This is a genomic window from Spirosoma flavus (assembly GCF_054778555.1).
Genome location: NZ_BAAGZL010000002.1, coordinates 21729 through 46966 on the forward strand (window position 1 = coordinate 21729; position 25238 = coordinate 46966).

Annotated in this window: 20 protein-coding genes; 9 read left to right on the plus strand and 11 right to left on the minus strand. The window is 46.8% G+C overall.

Features of this window, described 5'->3' with window-relative positions; translation table 11 throughout:
* Window positions 1–359: 359 nt before the first annotated feature.
* Entirely contained in the window at window positions 360–2510 is a 2151-nt protein-coding gene (locus ACYVF1_RS09185; RefSeq protein WP_461077894.1) for a nitrite reductase, read from the plus strand.
* A 101-nt stretch (window positions 2511–2611) separates the two neighbouring features.
* Window positions 2612–3364, plus strand: coding sequence for a uroporphyrinogen-III C-methyltransferase (cobA, locus tag ACYVF1_RS09190; RefSeq protein WP_461077896.1), 753 nt, complete (start codon window positions 2612–2614; stop codon window positions 3362–3364).
* A 41-nt stretch (window positions 3365–3405) separates the two neighbouring features.
* Here cobA and hisS read toward each other — a convergent pair whose 3' ends face one another.
* Entirely contained in the window at window positions 3406–4782 is a 1377-nt protein-coding gene (gene hisS / locus ACYVF1_RS09195) for a histidine--tRNA ligase (RefSeq protein ID WP_461077898.1), read from the minus strand.
* Window positions 4783–4894: 112 nt separating this feature from the next.
* Between hisS and ACYVF1_RS09200 the strand changes: the two genes are divergently transcribed.
* A complete protein-coding gene (locus tag ACYVF1_RS09200; protein ID WP_461077900.1) occupies window positions 4895–5053 on the plus strand; it encodes a hypothetical protein in 159 nt (52 codons plus the stop codon).
* Window positions 5054–5082: 29 nt separating this feature from the next.
* Here ACYVF1_RS09200 and ACYVF1_RS09205 read toward each other — a convergent pair whose 3' ends face one another.
* The 7 genes from ACYVF1_RS09205 to ACYVF1_RS09235 form a co-directional block, all read right to left on the minus strand.
* The gene (locus tag ACYVF1_RS09205) at window positions 5083–5433 is read right to left on the minus strand and encodes a hypothetical protein (RefSeq protein ID WP_461077902.1); all 351 of its coding nucleotides are present in this window, start codon (window positions 5431–5433) and stop codon (window positions 5083–5085) included.
* A 342-nt stretch (window positions 5434–5775) separates the two neighbouring features.
* Entirely contained in the window at window positions 5776–6798 is a 1023-nt protein-coding gene (locus ACYVF1_RS09210; RefSeq protein WP_461077904.1) for an LLM class flavin-dependent oxidoreductase, read from the minus strand.
* Window positions 6799–7056: 258 nt separating this feature from the next.
* Window positions 7057–8064: a glycosyltransferase family 2 protein gene (locus ACYVF1_RS09215; RefSeq protein WP_461077906.1), complete on the minus strand. Its 1008-nt coding sequence runs from the start codon at window positions 8062–8064 to the stop codon at window positions 7057–7059.
* 92 nt (window positions 8065–8156) lie between these two features.
* Window positions 8157–9449, minus strand: a complete 1293-nt coding sequence (gene hemL, locus ACYVF1_RS09220; protein ID WP_461077908.1) for a glutamate-1-semialdehyde 2,1-aminomutase — start codon at window positions 9447–9449, stop codon at window positions 8157–8159.
* Between the two features lie 82 nt (window positions 9450–9531).
* Window positions 9532–11265 (minus strand): outer membrane protein assembly factor BamD, encoded by a 1734-nt coding sequence (gene bamD, locus ACYVF1_RS09225; protein ID WP_461077910.1) that lies wholly within the window; start codon window positions 11263–11265, stop codon window positions 9532–9534.
* Between the two features lie 159 nt (window positions 11266–11424).
* Window positions 11425–13278: a membrane protein insertase YidC gene (yidC, locus tag ACYVF1_RS09230; protein WP_461077912.1), complete on the minus strand. Its 1854-nt coding sequence runs from the start codon at window positions 13276–13278 to the stop codon at window positions 11425–11427.
* Window positions 13279–13402: 124 nt separating this feature from the next.
* Entirely contained in the window at window positions 13403–15100 is a 1698-nt protein-coding gene (locus ACYVF1_RS09235) for a CTP synthase (protein WP_461077914.1), read from the minus strand.
* A 659-nt stretch (window positions 15101–15759) separates the two neighbouring features.
* On the opposite strand from ACYVF1_RS09235, the gene ACYVF1_RS09240 reads away from it, so the two are divergent.
* The 3 genes from ACYVF1_RS09240 (at window position 15760) to hemF (ending at window position 18248) form a co-directional block, all read left to right on the plus strand.
* On the plus strand, window positions 15760–16242 hold the full coding sequence (locus ACYVF1_RS09240) for a hypothetical protein (protein WP_461077916.1): 483 nt from the start codon (window positions 15760–15762) through the stop codon (window positions 16240–16242).
* A 401-nt stretch (window positions 16243–16643) separates the two neighbouring features.
* Window positions 16644–17270 carry an AlbA family DNA-binding domain-containing protein gene (locus ACYVF1_RS09245; protein ID WP_461077918.1) on the plus strand — a complete coding sequence of 209 codons (627 nt, stop codon included), beginning with the start codon at window positions 16644–16646 and terminating at the stop codon, window positions 17268–17270.
* A 57-nt stretch (window positions 17271–17327) separates the two neighbouring features.
* Window positions 17328–18248: an oxygen-dependent coproporphyrinogen oxidase gene (hemF, locus tag ACYVF1_RS09250; protein ID WP_461077920.1), complete on the plus strand. Its 921-nt coding sequence runs from the start codon at window positions 17328–17330 to the stop codon at window positions 18246–18248.
* Between the two features lie 32 nt (window positions 18249–18280).
* Here the strand turns inward: hemF and menC are convergent, their stop codons facing one another.
* Window positions 18281–19387, minus strand: a complete 1107-nt coding sequence (menC, locus tag ACYVF1_RS09255; protein WP_461077922.1) for an o-succinylbenzoate synthase — start codon at window positions 19385–19387, stop codon at window positions 18281–18283.
* Between the two features lie 85 nt (window positions 19388–19472).
* Here menC and lpxK point away from each other — a divergent pair, with 85 nt between their 5' ends.
* Window positions 19473–20528, plus strand: a complete 1056-nt coding sequence (lpxK, locus tag ACYVF1_RS09260) for a tetraacyldisaccharide 4'-kinase (protein ID WP_461077924.1) — start codon at window positions 19473–19475, stop codon at window positions 20526–20528.
* A 105-nt stretch (window positions 20529–20633) separates the two neighbouring features.
* Window positions 20634–22667 carry a putative porin gene (locus ACYVF1_RS09265; RefSeq protein WP_461077926.1) on the plus strand — a complete coding sequence of 678 codons (2034 nt, stop codon included), beginning with the start codon at window positions 20634–20636 and terminating at the stop codon, window positions 22665–22667.
* A 256-nt stretch (window positions 22668–22923) separates the two neighbouring features.
* Here ACYVF1_RS09265 and ACYVF1_RS09270 read toward each other — a convergent pair whose 3' ends face one another.
* Window positions 22924–23640, minus strand: coding sequence for a DoxX family protein (locus ACYVF1_RS09270; RefSeq protein WP_461077928.1), 717 nt, complete (start codon window positions 23638–23640; stop codon window positions 22924–22926).
* Window positions 23641–23801: 161 nt separating this feature from the next.
* Window positions 23802–24416, minus strand: a complete 615-nt coding sequence (locus ACYVF1_RS09275) for a trimeric intracellular cation channel family protein (protein WP_461077930.1) — start codon at window positions 24414–24416, stop codon at window positions 23802–23804.
* Window positions 24417–24595: 179 nt separating this feature from the next.
* On the opposite strand from ACYVF1_RS09275, the gene ACYVF1_RS09280 reads away from it, so the two are divergent.
* Window positions 24596–25108 (plus strand): hypothetical protein, encoded by a 513-nt coding sequence (locus tag ACYVF1_RS09280; RefSeq protein WP_461077932.1) that lies wholly within the window; start codon window positions 24596–24598, stop codon window positions 25106–25108.
* Window positions 25109–25238 lie beyond the last annotated feature (130 nt).

The following is a 25238-nucleotide window of genomic DNA, read 5'->3' on the forward strand; positions in this document are numbered from 1 at the left end:
TATAAAATTAAGGAGTATAAGTCTGTTCTTAATTTATTGATAAACAGTAGACTGTCTGCGGTAGCGTAACGCGTTCAGAATTCTGCCAAGACGTAAACTTCGGAGCAAAATAGAGTTGGTCAAACTACAGTCCAATGAATAGCCAAATCGGTATTGGTAAAATAATAGTAGTTAGGCCGAAGTAGTAGAAATACTCTATACTTCATAACCATTCATTATCGACCATAATCAGAAGTTGGGCAATTTCTGAACTTAATGCGTTCTGAATGGATTTATCTTTGTACAACTATAAGACGCCGGAGGAAACCGGCGTTTCGTTTTAAAATAATAGTTGATTAATCCTATAGACAATACTCACTATGTCTATCCAATTGACCGACAACGTCAGCGCAGCCGCCCGACGCGATATTCTGGACTTACAACAGAAGATCAGTTCTTTTCAGCAAGGCGACATTGCCGATGAAGCATTCCGCAAGTTTCGGCTGACGCGGGGTGTTTACGGCCAACGTCAACCGGGGGTGCAAATGATACGTATCAAGCTGCCTCACGGACGTATCACGGCCGACCAGCTCATTCGCATTGCCGATTTGTCGGACAAATACGCCACAGGTAATCTCCACGCCACGACCCGGCAGGATATTCAACTGCATTTCGTAAAACTGGCCGATTCGCCCCAACTCTGGGCTGAGCTTGAAGATGCAGGTATTACGCTGAAAGAAGCCTGTGGGAACACGGTACGTAACGTAACGGGTTCGGCTCGGGCTGGCGTCGATCCAGATGAACCGTTTGATATTACGCCATACGCCTATAGTATTTTCGACTATTTCCTGCGCAATCCGATTTGTCAGGATATGGGGCGGAAATTTAAAATTTCGTTATCGTCCAGTGAGAAAGATTCGGCTTACGGCTACATGCACGATGTCGGGTTGGTCGCTCGCATTCAGGATGGCAAACGTGGTTTTAAGGTGATGCTCGGCGGTGGTCTTGGTGCTCAGCCTTTTTCGGCGCAGACAGCTTTCGAGTTTCTGGAAGAGGAACGTACCATTCCATTCATTGAAGGAGTTATTCGGGTATTTGACCGCTACGGCGAACGGCAGAAACGCCACAAAGCCCGTATGAAGTACCTACTCAACGACATCGGTCTGGAGGAATTGCTACGTCGGATCGAGGAAGAAACGCCAGCGCTTCGGGTAAAGGAGTTTCAGGTTCCGGCTGAGTCGCCCGTCGATTATAAATTTCGGACACCGGCAGAACCGGCTGAGCAAAAAAGTGTAGAATCTGGAAGCTGGAGCGCAAAACAACAGGCATGGTTCCGTACCAACGTATTTGAGCAAAAGCAAAAAGGTTGGTATGCTGTACAACTGCGTGTGTTACTGGGTGATATGCACTCAGATACGGCGCGGGCTCTGGCCCATATCGTCAAGCAGTACGCTGCCGATGATATTCGGGTAACGGTGAACCAAGGCTATTTGCTACGTTACGTCAAACCCAGTGATTTGACAGCCGTTTACGAGGCACTCGATACGTTAGGACTAGCCGAACCCGGTTTCGATACAACAGCCGATATTACAACCTGCCCCGGTACTGATACGTGTAATCTGGCTATTTCGAGCAGCTACGGTATTACCCGTGCTTTAGAGAAAATGATGGCCGATGAATTTCCTGATCTGGTCTTCAACGACGATATTAAAATTAAGATTTCGGGTTGCATGAACGGCTGCGGACAGCACTCAGTGGCAAATATTGGCTATCATGGTTCGTCGCTGAAGAACGGTGCTTACGTATTACCGGCGTTGCAGGTATTGTTGGGTGGCGGTTTCAACGGAAAAGGCGAAGGCTTGATTGCGGATAAAGTGATCAAAATTCCGGCTAAACGCGGACCAGATTCACTACGTTTTCTGCTACGTGATTTCGAAGCGAATGCTTTCGACGGCGAATACTACAGCGATTACTACGCTCGGCAGGGAAAAAACTATTTTTACCAGCTTCTGAAGCCTCTAGCCGATCTGAAAACCCTTGTCGATAGCGATTATATTGATTGGGATCATACTGAACAATACGTTACGGAAGTGGGCATCGGCGAATGCGCCAGCGTATTGATTGACCTCGTTGCCACTACGTTGACCGAGGCCGCCGATAAGCTCGGCTGGGCACGGGAAGCGTTCGCGGAAAGTCGCTGGTCTGATGCGCTTTATCATTCGTACAATGTGTTCATTACAGGTGCCAGGGCCGCATTGATGAGCCGGGACGTACCGACTAATACGCAACACGGTATTGTCAGCGATTTTGACAAAAACTTTGTTGGTGAAACCGATTTTCACCAGAACGAAGGCGACTTTAAAACCTTAGTTTTCAGCATTAACAAGCAGGAGGCTTCTGAGGACTTTGCTCGCCGGTTTATGGCAGAAGCCGAAGGGTTCCTTCAAGCGGTTCAAGCCTATCGCGAAACCCAGATTTTACTGGAAGGCGCGCCCGAACTCCGGGAGTTGGTGCAGGCCAAGGATAGTTAAACCAAAGAGCGAAAGGGCGAAAGAGTGAATGGCGATATGGTCACGTCAGCCGGAAAGCCGGACCACACTCTTTCGTTCTTTCGCTCTTTCACTCTTTAAATATGAAGCTTACTCTCGTAGGAGCGGGGCCTGGTGACCCTGACCTCATAACCGTTAAAGGAATCCGGGCGCTGCAACAGGCTGATGTGGTCATGTACGATGCGCTCGTTCATCCTGATTTACTGAACTATTGTCGTCCCGATGCCTTGCAGGTATACGTAGGTAAACGTCGGGGCGCTTACTCCTGCGTACAGGAAGATATCAACCCGTTAATTGTACATTACGCGCAACAATACGGACACGTAGTACGACTGAAAGGGGGCGACTCATTTGTGTTTGGTCGTGGCTATGAAGAAATAGAATATGCCCGTCAGCATGGTATACAAACAGACGTAGTACCGGGATTGTCAAGTAGTTATGCTGTTCCGGCTTCGGCTTCTATTCCGCTGACGACACGTGGCATTTCGGAAAGTTTCTGGGTGGTAACCGGCACTACCAAAGCCGGTCAATTTTCTAAAGATCTGCAATTGGCAGCTCAATCGTCGGCTACAGTAGTGGTACTCATGGGGATGCACAAACTACCTCAGATTATGGCTGTTTTTGCCGATTGCGGTAAACAGGAAACGCCGGTCGCTATTATTCAGAACGGTACGTTACCGGAGCAACGTACTGTTTTTGGGCGCGTCGATACGATTGTGGAGCATGTTAACCAGCAAGGCATCGATAATCCAGCCATTATTGTGATCGGCGACGTAGCGCTCCTGGGCGACCCACAGTATCAGACTGCTTTACTGGCTCAGAGCGCAGATTCTTAATAAATGGCTGTTAAGAGAACTCAACAGCCATTTATTAAGAATCAATGTTGATTTCCGCTTACAAAAGATGCTACGTTATCAGCACTCATTTTCTGCTGTTCGCCAGTCAGCATGTTTTTAACAGACAATTGACCCGTCTGAACTTCTTCGGAACCAATAAGTACCACAAACGGAATTTCTTTCGCGTTGGCGTAATCGAGCATCTTTTTCACCTTCGCCAAATCTGGGTACATCTCGGCAGTAATGTCGGCACTACGTAACTGATTCAGTACCGGCAAGGCGACGCTACGTGCTTCAGCGTCGAAAGGAATGATGAGTACCTGCGTACCTTGTCCGGCTCCGGCAGGAAACAGATTCAGTTCGTCCATTACGTCATAAATCCGGTCGACACCAAACGAGATCCCTACTCCAGACAAACCGGGCATGCCAAAGGCGCCCGTCAGGTTGTCATAGCGGCCACCTCCACTTACGCTACCAATACTCACGCCGTTGGCTTTCACTTCAAAAATAGCGCCGGTGTAGTAGGAGAGTCCCCGCGCTAGCGTTGGGTCAATCTCTACACGGCTTTCGGTTAAACCGTATTGTTTGACAAGTTGCAGCGTTTCTTGCAGTTCCTTGATACCTTGCTGGGCTGTGGACGAGCCAGTAAGCCATTGCTGTAATGCGTTCAATACATCTTCCTTACCGGACTGTGTGAATGAAAATAGGGGGATAAGCTGAGTAATTGTATCATCAGAAAAACCGCGTTCCCGTAATTCATTTAATACGTTGTCCTGGCCAATTTTATCAAGCTTGTCAATCGCAACGCTCAACGTGCTTTCCTGCCCCGGCACGCCAATACGTTCGGCAATACCTGCCAAAATCTTTCGATTGTTTATTTTCAGCGTAAAATCCTGAATGCCCAGATTACGGAATACTTCGTGAATCATCAGTACGATTTCAGCTTCGCACACGAGCGAATCAGTGCCTACTACGTCGGCGTCGCACTGATAGAACTCACGATAACGACCTTTTTGCGGTCGGTCGGCGCGCCAGACGGGTTGCATCTGGTAACGCTTAAAGGGCATCGTGAGCGCATTACGATTCATCACCACGTAGCGCGCAAAAGGCACGGTTAGGTCATAACGCAACCCTTTTTCGGAGATTTTTGGCGTTAATTTTTTGGAACCAGTCGCCAGATCAAGTTCGGTCAAACTGGCGGCAAAATCACCAGAGTTCAGGATTTTAAATAGAAGCTGGTCCCCTTCATCACCGTATTTTCCTGTCAACGTAGTGAGGTTTTCCATCGATGGTGTTTCGAGGGGTTGAAAACCAAACCGCTTGAATGTCTGGCGAATGATATCGAAAATAAAGAGCCGTTTGCGCATTTGCTCCGGCCCGAAATCACGGGTGCCTTTCGGCAAATTCGGTTTTTGCATGGTGCAAAAATACGAAGCTGATAAGAAAAGAAGGCTGTTGCATTTACTTTGTCATGAAAAAACGCTACTTTTGCGGACCAAAATCGAATCGATACGTTAATAAGATATACTCATGGCAGTAACAGAATTAAAGCGCAAAGCTCGCCGGAACCGGGCCGTCGCTAATAACAAAACGGCCGCAATCAAGCAATTGCTGCGCAAACCAACCATCAAGAATGTAGATGTAGAAGCCATTAAAGCTTCGTTTGCTGAGAAGAAAGCCGCTAAATAATTGATTGGACCGGTTGGTTCAATGCTCTGTTAAGCCTCACCTTTGGTTGAGGCTTTTCGTTTTTGTAGCATTCGACGCCAGTCCTGATCGCGCTTCTTGAGCTCCCGGCGAACAAACCGACGATAATCCAGCTGTACGCGGTAGCGAACCGCCTGACCAAACAGAAGCATCCCGCCATTAACCAGAATCAGGCTATAGATAACCCATAAAAACCATTGTCGAAAGGGGGCGCCTGAATGCTTTATAAAAGAGGCTTCATTTAGAACCCACAATCCCACGCTAAAAATCAGCAAGCCCAATGGGGCTATAATGAGTCCCTTTGTGCGGGTACTCATCCGTTTCACTAATCGCTGACCGGGTGGTTTTGCAAGCTTGGCCATGTTGTTTACGTCTGTCAATAGGTTTAATTACAAACATAACGTTTACCTAGTCCATTTCGTTAACATTGGCGTAATTTACCAGACCTTTGTGTGATTTGATTTGCTCCAGGGAAATTGACTTAGTTGGCCCGTCAGAAGCTCTAGTTTATCTCGTATTCAGAGTGAGAGAAAGTGGCGGTGGATCTCGAAAGATCAATATATTCCTGATTAGACTTTCGAAAAAATGGCAAAGTTTGCTACGTATCAAAAGTTTAAACAGGTTCATTTTTAAAACTCGTGGACGTCTGTAGCGCCAGACGTCCAACAGATATGAGCTTTTGATGATTTGATAGCTTATCTCAATCAATTTTTAGCTTTTAGCAGAGGAATAACCTTTGTGCCAATCAGTTCAATAGATCTCATCAATTGAGAGTGAGTTAGCCCGGCGTTATCCATCTGAAAGGTAAATCGATCGACTCCACCAAGTGCTTCGCTATGGCGAAGGAGCTTTTCAGCAACTCGCTCAGGGCCACCAACAACCAATACGCCCGTAGCTGAAATTAGACCGTCGAATTGCGGTCTTGTTACAGGCGGCCAGCCGCGTTCCCTGCCTAATTTTGTCCATAATTCGGCATAACCCGGATAGTAGTCGGCTACAGCCTTATCATCCGTATCTCCAACGTAGCCTGGTGAATGCAACCCTACTTTTAACTGTTCGGGCAAATATCCGGCAATGGCACCCGCTCTCCGATATAAGTCAATTAAAGGCCGAAATCGGTGTGTTTCTCCACCAATGACCGCCACCATAAGCGGTAAACCTAATGAACCCGCCCGAATAAAGGACTCTGGTGTGCCACCTACACCCAGCCAAACCGGTAACTTCTCCTGCAATGCCCGCGGGTAAACGGGTTGGTTCACCAGTTTTGGCCTGAATTTACCCGACCAGCTAATAAATTCCTCATCCCGAATCTTGAGTAGCAACTCCAGCTTCTCCTGAAATAAAGCATCATAATCAGAAAGGCTAAATCCAAATAATGGAAACGCTTCTACCGATGAACCTCGGCCAACCACCAGTTCCGCTCTTCCTTTAGAAATAAGGTCCAGCGTGGAAAAACTTTGATAAACCCGCACGGGATCTGCGGCACTCAAGACGGTTACCGCGCTCGTAAGTCGTATATTTTGGGTACGCGCTGCGGCTGCCGCTAAAATCACGACAGTGGCCGAGTCCAAAAATTCCTTTTTATGGTGTTCCCCAATGCCAAACACGTCAAGGCCGACTTCGTCGGCAAAAGCAATTCTTTCCAGTAACTGCTCCATTGCCTCAACGCTGCTTAATGAGTTACTGCCATACATCGCCGACGCGAAGCTATCTATGCCGATTTCCATAGTAAAATGCTTAATAGAATGAATAAATGTACTGGCTCAAGACGCCAGTCACTACCTCCAAATCGCCAGATGTCCCGTTCAAGTTCCGTATTTGTAAATTCAAGCCATGCAAAGCTGGGTTGATTACAATTTACTGAACAGCGACAACCGTTCCTTTATATAAATTGTACTAAACGAAATTGCTTATTCTAGGCACTGAGATAGCTCAAGCTGGGATAACGTAACTGCGGATTTTACCACAGGAACGTAGTGGTCTGGTCAGGAAGGATACTCAATTGTAGCGCCGGTTTCGCGGAATCCTTTAGGTTCGCGGAGTCGTTTCCAGCCTTCCTGCAGAAAACCGGTTCCATAGCCAAGCAACTGAACAAAAGCGGCTATTACGCTCAGCATGCCAACGTAAAGACTCTTTTCTTTACGTGTTGCATCCAGAAAAATCAACACCGAAAATAGGAGTAGAAAGCCAACCCCAAGACTAAATAAAATCGGGTGAATTAGCGCCAAAATTGGCACCGAGAAAACAAACAGGGTAAATAGCGCCGGAAATGTGTGAACCAGTTTCAGTTCAGAAGGATAGTAACGCGAGATATTGATACGTGCCCGCCCGAAGAAACGTAGCTGCCGAAAAAACTGACCAAAATTTGTTCGGCGTTTGTGGTAAATAAAGGCATCGGGAATGAGCCCCGTTCGAAAACCATTCTCAATGATACGTATCGCGAACTCAATATCTTCGCCCATGCGGCTAAGCTTGTAGCCGCGCGTAGCTTCCCATACCTTCCGTGACAGCCCCATGTTAAAACTTCGGGGATGGAACGTACCGCCCAGATTTTTCTTGCTTCCCCGAATCCCGCCCGTCGTAAACGGCGACGTCATGGAATAACTGATTGCTTTCTGAACGGGCGTAAAGTCGGGATGTGCTGCATCAGGGCCACCGTAAGCGTCTAAATTATCGCGTAATAGACGCTCGTTGACAGCCGCAAAATAATGGGGAGGAATAAGCGCGTCGGAGTCGAAAATAACAAAATAATCGCCTTTGGCGCGCTCAAAACCGTAATTCCGGGTAAATCCCTGGCCCGAATTCTCCTTAAAAAAATAGCGAATGTCAAGCCGGTCGCTGAAAGAAGCCACTACGGCGTCGGCCTTGTTCCGGGAACCGTCTTCAATCACCAGTACCTCAAACTGTTGATACGTTTGTAACGTCAGCGTCTGGAGCAACTCACGCAGCTCATCAGGGCGGTTGAAAACGGGGATAATGACGGAGAAGAACACGAGGATGGTTAGTAAGTGACGAACGACGAGTAATAATTGATGAATTGGCTGACACACTCAAGAAAGGCTATGATCAGCCAACTCATCAATTATTACTCGTCATTCATTACTTCAATTAAGCTTTCTTCATTGGCCTGAATAACCTCTTCGATCAACGTATCGGTTAGCGCCGTTGATAGAAATAAACTCTCAAACTGCGAAGGTGCCAGATAAACACCCCGATCAAGCATAGCGTGAAAATAACGGCCAAACAAAGGTAAGTCACAGGATTTTGCTTCGGAGAAATTGGTAACGGGTTGATCGGTCATGAACAGCGTATACATCGAACCAATATGGTTGATCGTATAAGTCAGCCCGAGCTTCTCTAACGTAGCATTGAAGCCAGTCACGAGTTTACTGCCCGTTGTTTCGAGCTGCGTATAAACTTCTGGATGTTCACTCAGGTAACGTAGCATGGCTAACCCCGCTGACATTGCAATAGGATTCCCTGACAACGTACCGGCCTGATAAACAGGTCCAGCCGGGGAAACTTGGTTCATAATATCGGCCCGCCCGCCATAAGCTCCCACTGGCATGCCTCCGCCAATGATTTTTCCCATTGTCGTCAAATCGGGCGTGATACCAAACCGCTCCTGCGCACCCCCTTTAGCTAATCGAAACCCCGTCATCACTTCGTCGAAAATCAGGACGGCACCGTGTTTGTCGCAGAGGTCTCGAACACCTTCCAGAAATCCCGGTTCGGGAAGTACGCAGCCCATATTGCCCACTACAGGCTCCAGAATGACAGCGGCCACTTGATTGTGGTTGTTATCAAAAAGAAGCTCAACGGCTGCGAGATCGTTGAAAGGAGCCGTTAAGGTATCGGCGGCAGTTGCTTTAGTAACACCCGGACTGTCGGGAACGCCCATCGTAACGGCACCGCTACCCGCGGCAATCAGAAACGAATCGCCGTGTCCGTGGTAGCACCCTTCAAACTTGATAAGCTTATCACGGCCGGTAAATCCTCTGGCTACCCGAATTGCCGCCATCGTGGCTTCCGTTCCGGAATTGACCATCCTGACTTTTTCGACAGAAGGGACCATTGACGTAATGACCTCCGCCATCTCAACTTCCTTGCGGGTGGGGGCACCAAACGAAAAGGAATGTTGAATGGCATCGCGAACGGCTTTCTCGACGGGCTCAAAAGCATGCCCCAGGATCATTGGCCCCCAGGAGTTGATCAGTTCAATGTATTGCCGACCATCTTCGTCGTAGAGGTAAGGCCCCTTGGCCGATTTAATAAAAAGGGGAGAGCCCCCAACAGCTCGAAACGCCCGAACTGGTGAATTTACGCCACCTGGAATCAGGGTTTTCGCTTTTTCAAATAATTGTTCGCTTGTGGTCATGTGTCAAAGTGCGGAAGAGGGAAAGAGCGAAAGAGTGAAAATTGCTTGGGGAAGCCTTTCGCCCTTTCATTCTTTCGCTCTTTCACTCATTAATTTTCTCCAGTCGCCCATCGCTGAATTTAACGATAGGAACGATCTGGTTGTCGTTTGTTTGTGTGTAATCGAATCCAGAGAGAAGATAATCATCAGTGTCAGAACGTAGCATACTCCGGTTACGTAGCGTACTGCCATTTTTAGCTAACTGACGACCGAAAAATAACATCATATCGTAACCCTGACTGGCAAAAACCGAAGGTATGGTGTTCCGTTTGGCAACGTACTGCCCTTGGAAGGTAGCTACAGGTTCGCGTGTTACGTCAATAAAATCTGGATAAAGAAGGTATAAATTACGTTTGGTAAACGTAGCGGCTGAATTGCTGTACATATCAAAAGCAGTTGAGGTAGCCATCAAGGGCCCACTCACTTTTTTACGATTAAGCGCATCGAGTAGCCGCTGGCCGTCTTCGGAATTGCTGCTGGCAAAGAAAATATGACCCAACGTAACAGGAGCCGCCTGCGGACTATTGACCGGGCGACTGGGCGAACCAGGTACCTGCATCATAGCGTCGGCCATAGCCTGTGCTGTACCCGATAACTTCCGAAAATCCACAACCTGATAACTTTGCCCCTGCATCTCAGCCTGATAGGCTACTGCCAGAAGCGAATCTTTCCGGGACGTACCGAAGTAAATAGCAACCCGACGTGCGCTGGGATCATTGGGCGTTTTCCCCTCCAAACGTGTTAAAGAAGCCGCCTGCCGTGCCGCCTGCATTGCCTGCTGATTAAGAGAGGGTTGAGCCAGAAAAGCCATCGGCTGATTGTTTACCAGATCACTATTTGTAGCGATAGGGTTGAGCAGCAGAATGTTATTCTGGTTGGCATAAGCCGACGCGATACGATTCGGTTCAACATAAAGTGGACCGATCATCAGATCGGTTTGCGCAAAGGCGGGACTGTTGACCAATTCAAGCGTTTTATTTGCATCATTCTCAATGTCATACGCAAATAAATTGACGGTAATACCTTCTTCCTGTAGCTTGGTCTTGGCCATTTTAATGCCGTTATACAGGTCATATACGTACTGATTCGAACGGCCTCGCTTCTCCGCGTCGAATTCATCTAAACGAAACGGAAATAACAGGGCTACGTTATAATACCCTTTGGCACGACTGGATCGAGTTGGCGTGGGCGTAGCAGGTGCTGAGGGATTTACCGGTACAGGGGCAGCAGGCCGATTCGACGCTGTACTGGGAACCCCAAACCGATTGGTGAGCCGGTCAGACAGTTCAAGGTCATCTTTGTCGGTTGCAGTTTGCTGCAGCAATTCGATGAGTGCCAGACCAATCGGACGGTCGTCGGGGTAGTTCTTGTTTAGTTCTTTCAGCCGCTTCAGGTCAGTGATACGTCCTACAAAAGCCTGCTCCAATTTGGTGCCTTCCGCCCGGATCTTAACATTACTGATCGGTTGAAGCGATTCTACACCATCTTCAAAGCGCCCTTGTTCCATAGACGCGGCCGCCTGGAGATAGTAAGCGTCGTCTAACTTGTTCCAGTCGGGGAAGCGGCTCAGTAACTGCTTTAGCATAGCCTGCGCCTGCGGAAAATTCTTTTGCCGAAACGCAGCCAACGCGTAGTAATAGTGAGCGTAAGGCGCCAAAGGACTGTCGCGCTGCATAAGGGCGTTCAGCTCGGTTTTGGCCTTCTCATAGTCGCCGGTACGTACCAACTGCACAGCGGCTTTATAGCGTTTCTGGCTGTCGGATGATGGCTGCGCCACAGTTACCTGCCCGCTCAGTAGGCTAGCCAGAAAAACTAATTGTATCCAAAAACGCTTGCTAGCGCACATGGCTTGGTTGTGTTTCGTTTACTAGTATCCGTTTACAGTAGAGACGTCAGCCAACTGTAAACGGACAACAGTAAACTGAAAACTCAAAAGTTATTTCTTCTGTTTAGCACGCCGTTGTGCTTCGTCGGCCTGTTTGCGGGCTTCCTCAGCAGCAGCGAGTTGTTTCTGGAGCAGCGCCTGAAATCCGCCGGGTTTTTTCCCTTGACCGGATGCATTTTTCCGCCGGTTTTCATCCAGCAGCGCCTTAATCTTATCTTCATCAACGAAGCGCCGAATTAGTTGTTGCTGAGCAATGGTCACTACGTTCGACACAAAGTAATAGAACGTCAAACCTGCCGGATATGAGTTCAGCACAAACATAAACATTAACGGGAATACGTAGCTTAACGCCTTCATATTCACCGGCCCTGGCTGGGTAGGCGTGGTCTGGTTGTTGTAATAGGCGTAAGCGATTGAAGACGCCGTCATCAACACGGTAAATAAGCTCAAGTGACCACCAATGAACGGAAGTGTTGGGAAGGTCAGGAACGCATCGTAGGTCGAAAGATCACCCGCCCACAGAAATGGCTTCTGGCGAAGTTCAATCAGGTTGGGGAAAAGCATGAACAGCGCGAACAGAATAGGCATGGTAGCCAGCACAGGTACGCAGCCACTCAGCGGACTAACGCCAACTTCCTGATACAGTTTCATCTGTTCCGACTGCTGTTTAGTCATGTCGTCGCCAACGCGTTCTTTAATGGCTTCAATTTCAGGGGCCAAAACCCGCATCTTGGCCATACTGACGTACGATTTGTAGGTTAACGGGGTCAACAGAAGCTTTACAAACACAACTAGTGCGATGATGAGCAAGCCATAGTTGCTGATAAACTTCTCCAGTAAGTTGAAGACGGGTACAAAGAAATATTTGTTGATCGGCTTCAGAATCGAATAACCCAGATAAACGTTTCGGTCAAACTCGGGTGCTACGTCGCCCAGCAGTTGGAAATCGTTAGGACCGTAATAGAATTTGTATTGCCCTTTACCCGCTTTTACGTCGGCCATTGGTAGCGTTACGTCCGCAACCGCCGTTTTTACTACGTTGCTATCTGCCGGATTGACCAGAGTTTTAAAATTCGCTTTAGTCAATGGCGCATTTTTGGCGACAAATCCCGACAGGAAGTATTTGTGCTTGATCGTAAACCACTGCACCGGTTCCTCAACGGTTGCTTCTTCATTGCTTTCCCCTTCTTTCAGACCGTCAAAATTTTCGTCGCCAGAAAGGTAATTGATGGTTGCTGCTCGTCGGTTATTGGCCAGATCGTTTTCGTACTGACGCATTTTATCTTCCCAGAAGAAACGAATGTCGCCGTTGCCAACTGCACCGCTTAACCCATTAAGTTTCAGGTCATAATCTAATACGTATCCTTCGGCGGGTAGGGAGTAGGTTTGCTCGATAGATTGGCCCGACGCTACGTCAGCGCGGAATGTAATTTGTTTGGGCTGACCATTATCCGGACTGTTCTGGCTGGTGGTCTGGTAATAAAGCTGGTGCAGATTGACTTTGCCTCGATTGGTTGGTAGTTCCAGCAGGGTTTTGCTGCTTTCGTTATCGATCAGTACTAAAGGCTTCTGATTAAATGTCTTATAGTGTTTCAGGATAACCTCTTTCACGCGGCCACCCTGCGTACTGAAGGTTACTTTAATGTCTTTATTTTCAAGAACAATATCACGAGTTTCACCAGTAGCTACTGCGGCAAAATCACCAAACTGAGCTTTTGCTGCGGCTGAATCAAGTGGTTGTCCGGCCTTTTCGACGGCGGCTGCAGCCGCAGAAGACGTCGTTGGTTTGGTAGTCTGTGTTTGTTGTACCGGTTCCTTTTCGGGCGCGGGTTTTGGTACCAGCAACTGGTAGCCGACCAGCATCGCCAGAATCAGGACAATGCCAATGAGTTGATTACGATCCATTTAGTTTTAAGTAGTCAGTCACTAGTCAACAGTCGTTGGTCAATAGTAATTCCTTTTAAAATCAACTATTGATTAATGACTGTTGACTAGTGACTTTTTTTGCAAAATTACGCCAATCCGTTGGTTAATCAACCACTTCGGCTGTTTCTACACTGGCGGTTGTCAGGCTGGATGGAGCCGCTTTTTTTTGCTGACTGTAGGTAAGAGCAGCCCGAACAAAGTTTACAAATAGCGGGTGAGGATTCATAACGGTACTTTTAAGTTCCGGGTGGAATTGAACGCCGACGAACCAGGGGTGCTGACTTTGAGCCAGTTCCACAATTTCAACTAGACCCGTTTCCGGATTGGTACCCGTTGGGCGTAGTCCCGCTTTTTCGAAGGCTTCCAGATAGTCGTTATTAAATTCGTACCGATGCCGGTGGCGTTCGCTGATCTGGAGTTTTCCGTAAATCTGATGTGCCAGCGAATCACGCTTTAACTTACAGGCGTAGGCCCCCAGTCGCATGGTACCACCTTTGTCAGTAATGTTCTTCTGCGCTTCCATCATGCTGATAACTGGCTTTCCAGTGTGGGGCTCCATTTCCGTTGAGTGCGCATCCGTAATGCCCATTACGTTGCGGGCATATTCAATCACGGCCATCTGCATACCCAGACAGATTCCCAGGAACGGAATGCCGTGTTCACGAACGTAGCGAACCGCGTTTATTTTACCCTCAATGCCCCGTTCGCCAAAACCGGGCGCCACCAGCACACCATCTAACTGACTCAGCACTTCCGCACAGTGGTGTGCATCCACCAGCGTTTCAGACTGTATCCACTCCAGTTGAACTTTACATTCGTTGGTAGCGCCTGCATGAATAAACGACTCAGCGATAGACTTATACGCGTCGTGCAACTCTACATATTTCCCAACCAGACCGATACGTATTTCATCGCCGGGATTTTTAAGACGGGCCAGAAAACTTTTCCAGGCATCCAGATCCGCATCTTTGTCATTGTAAAGGTCCATCATATAAAGAGCGCGCTGGTCGAGCCGCTCTTTTTGCATCAGCAATGGTACGTCGTAAATCGTCTGTGCATCAATAGCTTCGATCACTGAACTGACCTGAACATTACAGAATAAAGCAATTTTTCGGCGAATTTCTTGCGGAAGTGGATGCTCTGTTCGGCAAACAATGATGTCGGGCTGCACCCCATTCTCAAGCAACATACGTACTGAGTGCTGAGTCGGCTTGGTTTTTAACTCGCCTGCCGATTGCAGGTAAGGAACCAGCGTCAGGTGAATCACCAACGTATCATGTTCGCCCAGTTCGAATTTCAACTGACGTACCGCTTCCACAAACGGCAGCGATTCAATATCGCCCACACAACCACCGATTTCGGTGATGATAATATCGTACTCACCCGTTTCGCCCAACAGACGAATATTCCGTTTGATTTCGTCGGTGATGTGCGGCACAACCTGCACTGTCTTTCCGAGGAAATCACCCCGCCGTTCGCGTGTGATGACGTTGTTGTAGATACGTCCGGTCGTGATGTTGTTGGCCTGTGACGTTGGTCGATTCAGGAAACGTTCGTAGTGCCCGAGATCGAGGTCAGTTTCGGCGCCATCGTCAGTAACGTAGCATTCGCCATGTTCGTAAGGATTGAGTGTACCAGGGTCAATATTGATATACGGATCGAATTTTTGAATCGTTACCGTAAGTCCTCTGGATTGAAGCAATTTGGCAAGTGAGGAAGCAATGATGCCCTTGCCAAGTGATGAAGTTACTCCGCCTGTAACAAAAATGTATTTTGCGGATTTGGGTCCCGTAGCCGCCATATGTGAAACCTGTTTTGGTCGTTACGGGATGTAAAGTTACGGAGTTGAAAGGAGAAAAGTGAGGAGCTCGTTCGGAAAAAATTACCAATATTTTCTAACGTCCTACTGCTCAACCGAATACTACGCTACCAATTCCATTGTTTTATCAGCCCATACTCTCGTATAATTCTCATTGTATATTTTCTCCTGTATACGTAGCAAAATTCGTTTTATCCGAATTGATGATAATAATCCGTCGTATTACGTAAGTATAACGATTTTGATAAATAGTTAAAAATTGTCATAGGATTAATCAGCTTTCTCAGTACAAAATTTACATGTTTACGAGCGAATTTATTTCGTATTTTACAGAATTACATTAGAAAATTGTGATAAGCCTCTGACAGATTAATTACTGCCCAAGGTTATACGGTTGAGAGGTTTTATTGTTCATGAAAAAATAGATAAATAGTGCTTAATTGAAACTGAACTGCGTTTTGCTAGGTCTCTGGTTTTGGTAAAAAATATACTTAAGATACGTTGCATAACTATTAGAAATCCTAATTCAGGTACTATCATGCATACGTTTAAGTGGTATCAAAAATAAATTTGACTTTTTCATTATAACCTCTACTATATTTGTGTCGTAAAGGACGTTTTAAAGGTTAAATAAAGACAATATGAAAGCTAAACAAATTCGGTTTTTCTCTCCAGACGAGAATAGTGAAGAAAAGAAAAAAGAGAAAAAGAAATCTGTAAAACAGGCACCTGTTACGGGTTATGTTTCGACAGGTGGTAAACTCGTATTTCCTGACAAATCTGCTGCTCAATTAGGTTTCGATCCGCAAAATAATCGCTTTAAAGTAGGTACGCAGGATGGAAAACGTAAGATTAAATCACTTTACCTGATTCCGGCAGGTGGTGAAGAAGGGGAAACTTTTGAATTGTCGAAAGCGGCTAAAAGCCACGCCATTTCATTGCCCTTTATTCTGCAGAGAGGTGGAATTGATTACGCTAAATCGAAATATAGTTTTACGGTAAAGCCATTTGATTATGAAAATGGGGTAACAGGTTATGAACTCAAATTGACTAGCGATAGCCCTAAACCGGAATATACGGGTAAGCCGCGCGGCCGGAAACGCCAAAATCCGGTTGGTGAATAAGGAACGTAGCAGAATTAATGTACTAGTTCTTTATGACGAATGGTACGCGCTAAAAAAGCGAGCAAAAGTTGCTCGCTTTTTTTATTGCGCAGATATGTTGGGTATTATTTTATCGTAGTAATTGTTTATTCGTGAAAAATTTCAACAAACGTATCTTCCGTGACGAGGTACGAAGTATTTTGAAGATCATTGCCAATTGGGGTATATATCAAATCGTCTGTATGACAATATGGTAAAACGTCTTCAAAGCAATGTTTATGTAATTTTAAAACGAAAGAAAACGTACTGATTTATCCGTTAAAGACATTTGAGTTCGTACGAATATTCGTATTCTAATAGTTATTTCTGGCCGAGAAATTAACAAGATGAAACATAGTTTTACGCACTGGGGTTAGTCCACTATGACACGTAATCAATTGGATGACCTCATTACGTTAGGAGAAAATAATCGACTGGAATTTAAGCGGGAACTGTCGTCGGCGTATCGGATTGCCCGAACGCTGGCTGCGTTTGCTAACACAACCGGTGGTACGTTGCTGATTGGCGTTGCCGATGATGGTAAAATCGTGGGGGTGCCCTCGGAGTTTTGGGAAGTAAGCAAACTTGAAGACGCTACCGAGCGGCTGATTGAACCAGGTTTGGCCATTAGTTATGAAACCCTGTTAGCGGATGGTCGGTTGGTTTTACGGGTGGAGGTGCCTGAAAGTGATGAGAAACCGCATTACGTTCGCGATGAAGCCGGTAAACGTACTCTTTACGTCCGGGTGAGGGATAAATCAGTACCTACCAATAAGTTGATACAGTCGACTGATCGGGCCACGCCGGAGCTGCTTAAATCGCCCGCTGTTCGTTCATTAATACAATATCTGCGGAAAAACGATGATATTTCGGCCAGTCGATTCGCTAAACTGGTGAATATTTCAGACTATCGCGCCAGTAAACTACTCGGGCAACTGGCGGGGCAGGGATTACTGCTTATCATTGATAAATCTCGCCCGGTACGTTTTGCATTACAGGTAACCGTATAGTCACAAATTGGTTAGTATGGCTGAAAAATCGGCCATTCTTACGACCTTTGCGGTGTTATGACCATTCAAGAACCTGTTACCCGAGAAACCATTACCGCATTTTTCAAAGACCTTCAGGACCGCATCTGCCTGTCATTAACCGAAGCTGATGGCGTTGGCACGTTTCAGGAAGATTTGTGGGAGCGTCCGGGTGGGGGCGGGGGGCGCTCGCGGATAATGAGTGGCGGCAGAATCATTGAAAAAGGTGGAGTGGGTTTTTCGGCCGTTCATGGTGAAGCCACCGAAGCAACACTACGTGTGCTGAATCTGACCGAACCTGCTGAGTTTTATGCAACCGGCGTATCGATTGTACTGCACCCGCATAATCCTATGGTGCCCATCATTCACATGAATGTCCGCTATTTTGAGATGAGCAGCGGTCACAACTGGTTCGGTGGAGGAATCGATTTAACGCCCCACTACGTAGTGGCCGATGATGCACGCTGGTTTCATCAATACCTTAAATCCATTTGCGACTTTCACCAGTCGGCCTACTATGCCAAGTTCAAAGCCTGGGCCGACGATTATTTTTATATTCCGCACCGACAGGAAACCCGTGGCGTTGGCGGTATCTTTTTCGATTACCTGCGCCCGGCTGATGATGCTCATAAAGCGTCTTTATTTTCGTTTGTGCAGGACGTAGGAAATGCGTTTGCGCCGATTTATACGCATTTCATGCGGAATAATCATGCATTGCCATTTGGGGAGCAGGAAAAAAACTGGCAACTGCTACGTCGAGGGCGATACGTTGAATTTAATCTGGTTTGGGACCGAGGTACCCGATTCGGGCTGGAAACCAATGGACGTACTGAATCCATTCTGATGAGCATGCCTCCGCAGGCCAACTGGCACTATAATTTCATACCTGCAACCGGCAGCCGGGAAGAGCAAACGCTGGAACTCCTCCGAAAAGGCGTAGACTGGGCTGGGGAAATGTAAACCGCTACGTTTGCATGATCCAGACAAATCACTTACGAATGATTGGAAACTTTCTCGGTCAGTACGTCCAGGTTCCAGACCTGTGACGGCGTGTAATAGAGATACCCTTCACGTACCGAAAGAGGGCTATCGAAGTTATTTGTGTATAACTGACCAGTACCTAGCCCTTGCGGCAACAGGTGCTTATGCTGAGCCGTATACTGCGCAATGGCATTCAGACCTATATTCGACTCGAGTGCCGATGTAATCCACCAACCAATATTCAGCCGATTTGCGAGTTCAATCCATTCGTCGCAGTGACGCAGGCCACCCAGCAGCGTGGGTTTCAGGATAATAAACTGAGGCTGAATTTTTTTCAATAACCGGAATTTATGCACATACTCCATCTGACCAATCAGCTCTTCATCGAGGGCAATGGGCAGGGGCGTGTGCCGACAAAGATCAGCAAGAACGTCGGGCTGACCGGCAGCGATCGGCTGCTCAATGGAATGTATGTCGAACTGGGCGAGCCGTTCGAGTTTAGTCATGGCTTCATCTGGCCGGAAAGCGCCGTTTGCATCCACACGTAGCGTTATCTGCTGGGCGGAAAATCGCTCCCGAATCATCTGAATCAGATCGCACTCCTGTTCAAAATCGATTGCACCAATTTTCAGTTTTAACGTAGTGTAACCCGTCTGTAATTTATCTTCAATTTGGCTTCTCATAAAAGCCGGGCTTCCCATCCAGATTAATCCATTGATGGGGATAGGGTGGTTGCCTTCGGTAAAATCAGAGGGTTGAATGATGCGTTTTCCGCCAGCCAGAAAATCAAGCATGGCTGTTTCAAAACCAAACAGCACACTCGGAAATTGTGGACTAATTAACTGCGTCAGAATGATCGGTAGATTCCACGAAAACAACTCCAGATCCAAGGAATTGAATTCTGCGCAAAACTGGGCTAAACGTTCCTCAAAGTCAGGTCGATCGTCGTAACTAAGACCGGGAAGGGGGCCGCACTCGCCATATCCCACAGTGTGAGGCTGCTCATCATCGCGCAATCGGATGATGTACGAAGTCTTCTGCGTAAGGGAGCCACGCGACGTACCCGCTTCGAAGCGAAAATGCAACGTATGTTTCAGGTAGTCGACTTGCAAACTCATTAGGTCGGTAGATTCAGGGCAGGTATTCTGAGCCTAAAAGTACTACATTTGGCTTCTCAGAAAAGGCAATGTTACGAAATTATTAGTGAAGTATTTTAAAGGAAAATGGCTGCTGCTGCCAGCCAGTTGGCTATATGGCTGGATAACCACTATTCGTAATTGGTTATACGACAGTCAGTTAATCCATTCGCTAAGGCCGTCTGTGCCAACAATTTCTGTGGGTAATCTGACGGTAGGCGGAACGGGAAAAACGCCTATGGTTGAGTTTTTGATTAAACGGTCATTACAGCATATTCCCTCTGGTTCGAAACGGATAATAACCCTGAGCCGGGGATACGGCAGGCAGACCAAAGGGTTTCGAATCGCTACCGATGCCGACACCGCAGCCACTATTGGCGATGAGCCGCTGCAATTGTATCGCAAGTTTGGGCAGCACATTCGAGTGGTGGTGGGCGAACGACGGGCCGATGCCATTCTCACCATCCAAAACCGCTTTCCCGAAACCAGACAGATTCTGCTCGACGATGCGTTTCAACACCGTGCGGTGCATTCGAAAATAAGCATTCTGTTAATGGATTTCAGCCGGCCCTTCTACGAAGATCACCCGTTTCCGGCCGGGCGACTTCGCGAACGACGTAGTGGTGCCCGTCGGGCTGATGTGATCGTGGTAACAAAATGTCCAGCCAACCTTTGGGAGACGGAACAGCAACGTATCACTTTCCGAATCCGGACGTACTGCCGCCCCGAAACACCTATTTTTTTCGCTGGCCTGCACTATGGATCACCTGTTTCTTTTGCGACACAACAAGGCGTTACGTCCTTACCATCAGTGGTTTTGGTATCGGGGCTGGCCAGCCCCGAACCGCTGGAGCAATACGTTCGGCAGACGTATCAATTGATACGTCATTACCGTTTCGCCGACCACTACGTCTATACCCGCACCGACCTGGACAAACTACTCGCTACGTTGCCGCCGGGAGCTGTCCTGTTGACAACTGAGAAAGATTGGGTAAAACTGGATGCACTTTTGACTTCCGACGAACGTGCTACGTTGCCTCTGTATTATTTACCTGTAACCATGCAGTTTTTGCCCGGCCAGGAGTTATCGTTTACAGGGTTTCTGGAAAAAGCGAATGAATAAAAGAGTACCGGCAGGCTTTTGCGCTTTCACAATATGCGTTAAAATTCCTTAAGCCACGTAACGTAGCATGTTGAGCATGCGGTGTTTTGGCGTACTTTTGACCTGATGAAGCAGTGTTTTTTTGTTTTGTTTTTTAGTGTTGTTCTGTCGATGACGGGCTGGGGACAGCAGCTTCCGGGCGGCTTTCCGGGTGGCTTCGGTGGTCGGCAAGCTCAACCGGGTTCATTCTCAGGTAATACAGGTACAAGCAACAACGGAATCGACGATTCCACGAAGGTTATTTATGGGCCGAAAACTACCCGCTACGTCCTCGAAGACGACATTTTCAATAACCGTCGGAAATTATATACCCTCGATACGACGATGGACGATGTTCATCGATTTACGTACGTTCAGCGAAATCAGAATTTATACCAGGATTTAGGGTCGCTTGGTACGCCGATGCGTTCGATCTTTTTGCCGGTGCCGCAACAGCTGGGGGCGCAGTCGGGCTATTCGGTTTTTTCCCCTTATGCGTTTCAGACGATGGACGTAAAGTATTTCGATACGAAATCGCCATTCACGGATATGTATCTGGCGCTGGGTGGAAATGACCAGAATATTCTGCGTTTCGACATGGCGCAGAACATTACACCCCGGTGGAATGCCGGTTTTAATGTGCAGCGCTTTACAGCTCAGAAACAGTTTGGAACCAGCGGATCAAATGATCCTTTCAAATTCCTGGCGCAGAACTGGGGACTTTTACTACACACGAATTACCGCTCGAAAAACGATAAGTACACGGTGCTGGCTCATTTCATGAATATGAACCACAGTGTCGATGAGCAGGGGGGCGTTTTGCCCGGACAAGCCGTGGATGGGTCAACCATTGTCTATAATTATACCGGCGACCCTCGCTTACGTAGTGGTAGTTCGTCAGTGCAAGGGCCGCACGGTTGGGAAATCCGGAATGACTGGCACGTCTATCACCAGTACGTATTGGAGAAGGGTTTTCAGCTTTATCATCGACTTGACTATCAAACGCATAAGAATTTTTACCAGGACGATACGCTGGCTCTGAACCGATACGCCGTTACGCCCGTCGGTGATACGTTACGTTTTTACCCGGACATTCTTGGTGATACGTCACGGATTGAGCACAAGGCCCGATTTAGACTCCTTGAGAATCAGTTCGGTATAAAAGGCGTAGCGCAGTTGAAAGGGGCGTCGTTCAATTATCGAGCTTTTCTCCGTATCCGGAATTACCGCCAGCAGTCGCGCTATAACATTTCTCGAAGCGCTTATAATGAGTACGAAACGAACCGGATCGAAACATTTGTGGGCGGATGGGCTGGCTACTATTTCCCCGACAGTCTGTCGCGCTTCACGGCTGAAGCCGAAATTGGTACGCGGGGTAGTTATCGCGTTCAGGGGCAGCTTGAGAGCAAGTTTCTGACGGCGGGGGGCTCCATTTTGCAAGTTGAACCAACATTGTTGCAGGAACGATTTCAAAGCAAAGTGTACTTCTGGCCCAATGCGAATCCCGATCCTAGTAAAAAGCTGGATCCAGTAACATTACGCAATTACTACCACGCTTATGGAAAGTTGAATCTGGGTAACAAACGTGTTCGTTTACAGCCTCAATTAGATTATTACCTAGTGAAGAACTACGTGTATTTCGACACAGCGGGCGTAGTACGTCAGGAAAAAGCTCCCTTAAGCATCGTCAGAACTGGGCTAGGCTATCATTTCCAACTGGGTAAGTTTCTGATTGCCGGACAGGGCTTTTATTCAGTACAGTCGGGGCCGGATGTGATTCGTCAGCCGCCTTTGTTTGTTAATACGCGCATCCAGTTTGAATTTCTGTATGCCAAAGTGCTTTATATTCAGACCGGTGTCGACCTACACTATAAATCACCTTACTATGCCGATGCCTATATGCCGCTCACGCAACAGTTTCATCTTCAGAACCGTCAGAAGGTGGAAGGGTACGTATTGGCCGATGTGTACGCCAACCTCCGAATTAACCGGACACGCCTGTTCGTGAAACTAACCCACGCCAATCAGGGGGTATTCCAGGACGGTTATTTTGTGGCTCCTGGCTATCTCCAGTTACGTCGCGGCTTCTCCTTTGGCGTCGACTGGTATCTGTTTGACTGATGAGACGTAGTAAGAACTGGCAAAATTTTAAAGTAAAGTCAGGTGATACGTACTCGAACTGTTTATCCCTCAAGCAATTTACCAACTATCTGCTGATTGATTTCAGAGAGTAGCTGCGCCTTTTGTGGTTTTAGGGGAAAATCAACCCGAAGATAATAGACCGCCAATCTGTTATCGAAAGAACTAGTTTGATAACTCGTCTTAGGCTAATATGCAGGTTTTGATAACTTATTCCCAAATACCACGGCTTGCACGTTTATCGGCTCATTTTACCTGCTTCTTTATCATAGTTGATTAGGCATTCCTGAAGCGTTTTGCCTTGATTATGAATGCAATTGCAAAAATCCTGACAGGCTTTTGGGTCACGATTGTCAGCACACCCATTTTGGCATTCAACTAAAGAATTGCCAGGGCGAATATTATATAGAAATTGGTTGATAATTACAACTGTAGCGACCATCGCGAAAACAAACCCGAAGAAAGCAAGCGGAAATTTACGGTTCAGCGGTTTTGGCCTTGCTGAGTAGGCATCGTTTTTAACGAATAAAATAGGTTTTAAACGGTCGTAGTCCCAACATAGTAAGAACAGATTAGCCAGAACCATAAGCGTTGTGATACGAGTGCCTTCAAATCGGGTAGCGTATGTCAGGATGCATATATTCAGGATAATGGGAAAATACAGCAAAGCTCCAAGTAGTGCAGTTCTTGGAATGAGGAGCAAAAGCGCAATCCCTAATTGCGCAACCCCAATAAATGTGTAGTAATAGTCAGTATGATAAAGCGCTTCCAGATAATGCCCCAGCGGATGATTAATGGATAAACCACTGGCGAACCGTTCTCCATTTATTTTCACGAAACCGGATGGGATAAAGCCCAGAGCCAGCATAACGCGACAGAAAATGGCAAAATAATGAAACCATTTATTTCCCTTTGCCTCATTATAGAAGCGATTAAGTTGGCTTAACAAATTCATATAAGTCACGAATAGGCGTTCATTTTGTAAATCCTTTTGTTCCTTTTATTAGTTAAATTTAAAAGTACTTTGTTTTTCAAAGTAAGTGAAAAATAAAATAACTTGGATATTCAGGTAACTATTTTTCGTTAGTCCCGCTGTTCAAGGAGAAATCTTATGGATCAATTTTCAATGCGGGGTAAGGTCCAATCTCTTCGAATGGCTATTAATCTAAACAACGTAATAAGTCCAGCCGCCAAAATGACGTTTAGCGTTGAATCAAAGCCCAGGCTCCTGTTAAATTGAAAAAATAAGGCTCCAGCAAGGCATGGAGTTACATATAATTGCCGGTCTAAAATAAGCGGCAAATCGTTCACCAACATATCCCGGATAACGCCCCCGAATAGAGCTGTAATGATTCCTAGTAAGACTGCGGCCCAGTCATTTACGCCTGCTAATAGCGCTTTTTGCATACCTAAAATGGTGAACAGGCCCAAACCGACTGTATCGAATATCAGTAATGGTCGTTGGAGGGAACGGCGCAACCATTTTCGGCAAAAAACAGCAATACTAACACTACAAATGATGACAATTAAATAATTAGGGTCTCGTATCCAGGCAATTGGGTAAGCGCCCATAATCACATCACGAGTCGTTCCACCGCCCACGGCCGTTAAGAAACCGATAAAAAACAGGGCAATTATATCATGGTACATTTTCTTACTCAAGGCAGACAGGGCTCCGGAGATCGCAAAGACACTTGTCCCTATTAAATCAATAATGTACCAGATCGACATGGGCGTACCAGACAGTTAGAAGCGTATCGAAAGCGCTTCGTTTTACGATTAATTAGCAAAAGTAAACGCGATCTAATGCTATTTGCTGATGCTTTAAACAATTGATTGAATTTTACTTCCCTAACAACACAGAATCAATAGGTTGCAACTATTCCACTACTGAAATGGTCATGGAAAGCATGAAAAGAAGTTTATACATTTTCGGCATCCTAATTCTTTTATTTGTCCTGCCAGTACTAGCTCAGGAGGAGCCTTTTCCCTTCCAGGCACGTAACGCCATCTACCTGGAGTTAGCAGGCTCAAATCCGTTGTATTCACTTAATTATGATCGAATAATCGCTACGTCTCAAAAACAGCACTGGTTGTTTGGGTACCGGGCAGGAGGGAGTCTGGCTGGAGTAAAGTTAACGCAATCACGCGTTGTTGGTGAACTTTATGCACTTCTTGGCAAACGGAAAAGCCACCTGGAATTAGGCTTAAGCTCATCACTGGGGCGTAATTATGATAGAAATTATCCTGACGTGGGTTCCGTCAATGTATTTGTTTCCCCGGTCATTGCTTACCGGATTCAGGAGCCAAAAGGGCCGTCCTGCTTTCGGGTTTTAGTAAACCCATTTATCGTGCTCAATGGCCAGCAAAATACTCGTTCCAGGGGCGTATTCTTCGGACTAAGTTTTAGCAGAAGTTTTTAAAGTCTTAAAAAACACTTCACGTATAGATAAGAACAAAGCGACTAACTAATTATCAGTACGTTCGTTACTATAATCGTGTTTATTATCGTTATAAAGGATAGCAGAAGGCTTCCCAGCGATAGGGGTAGTT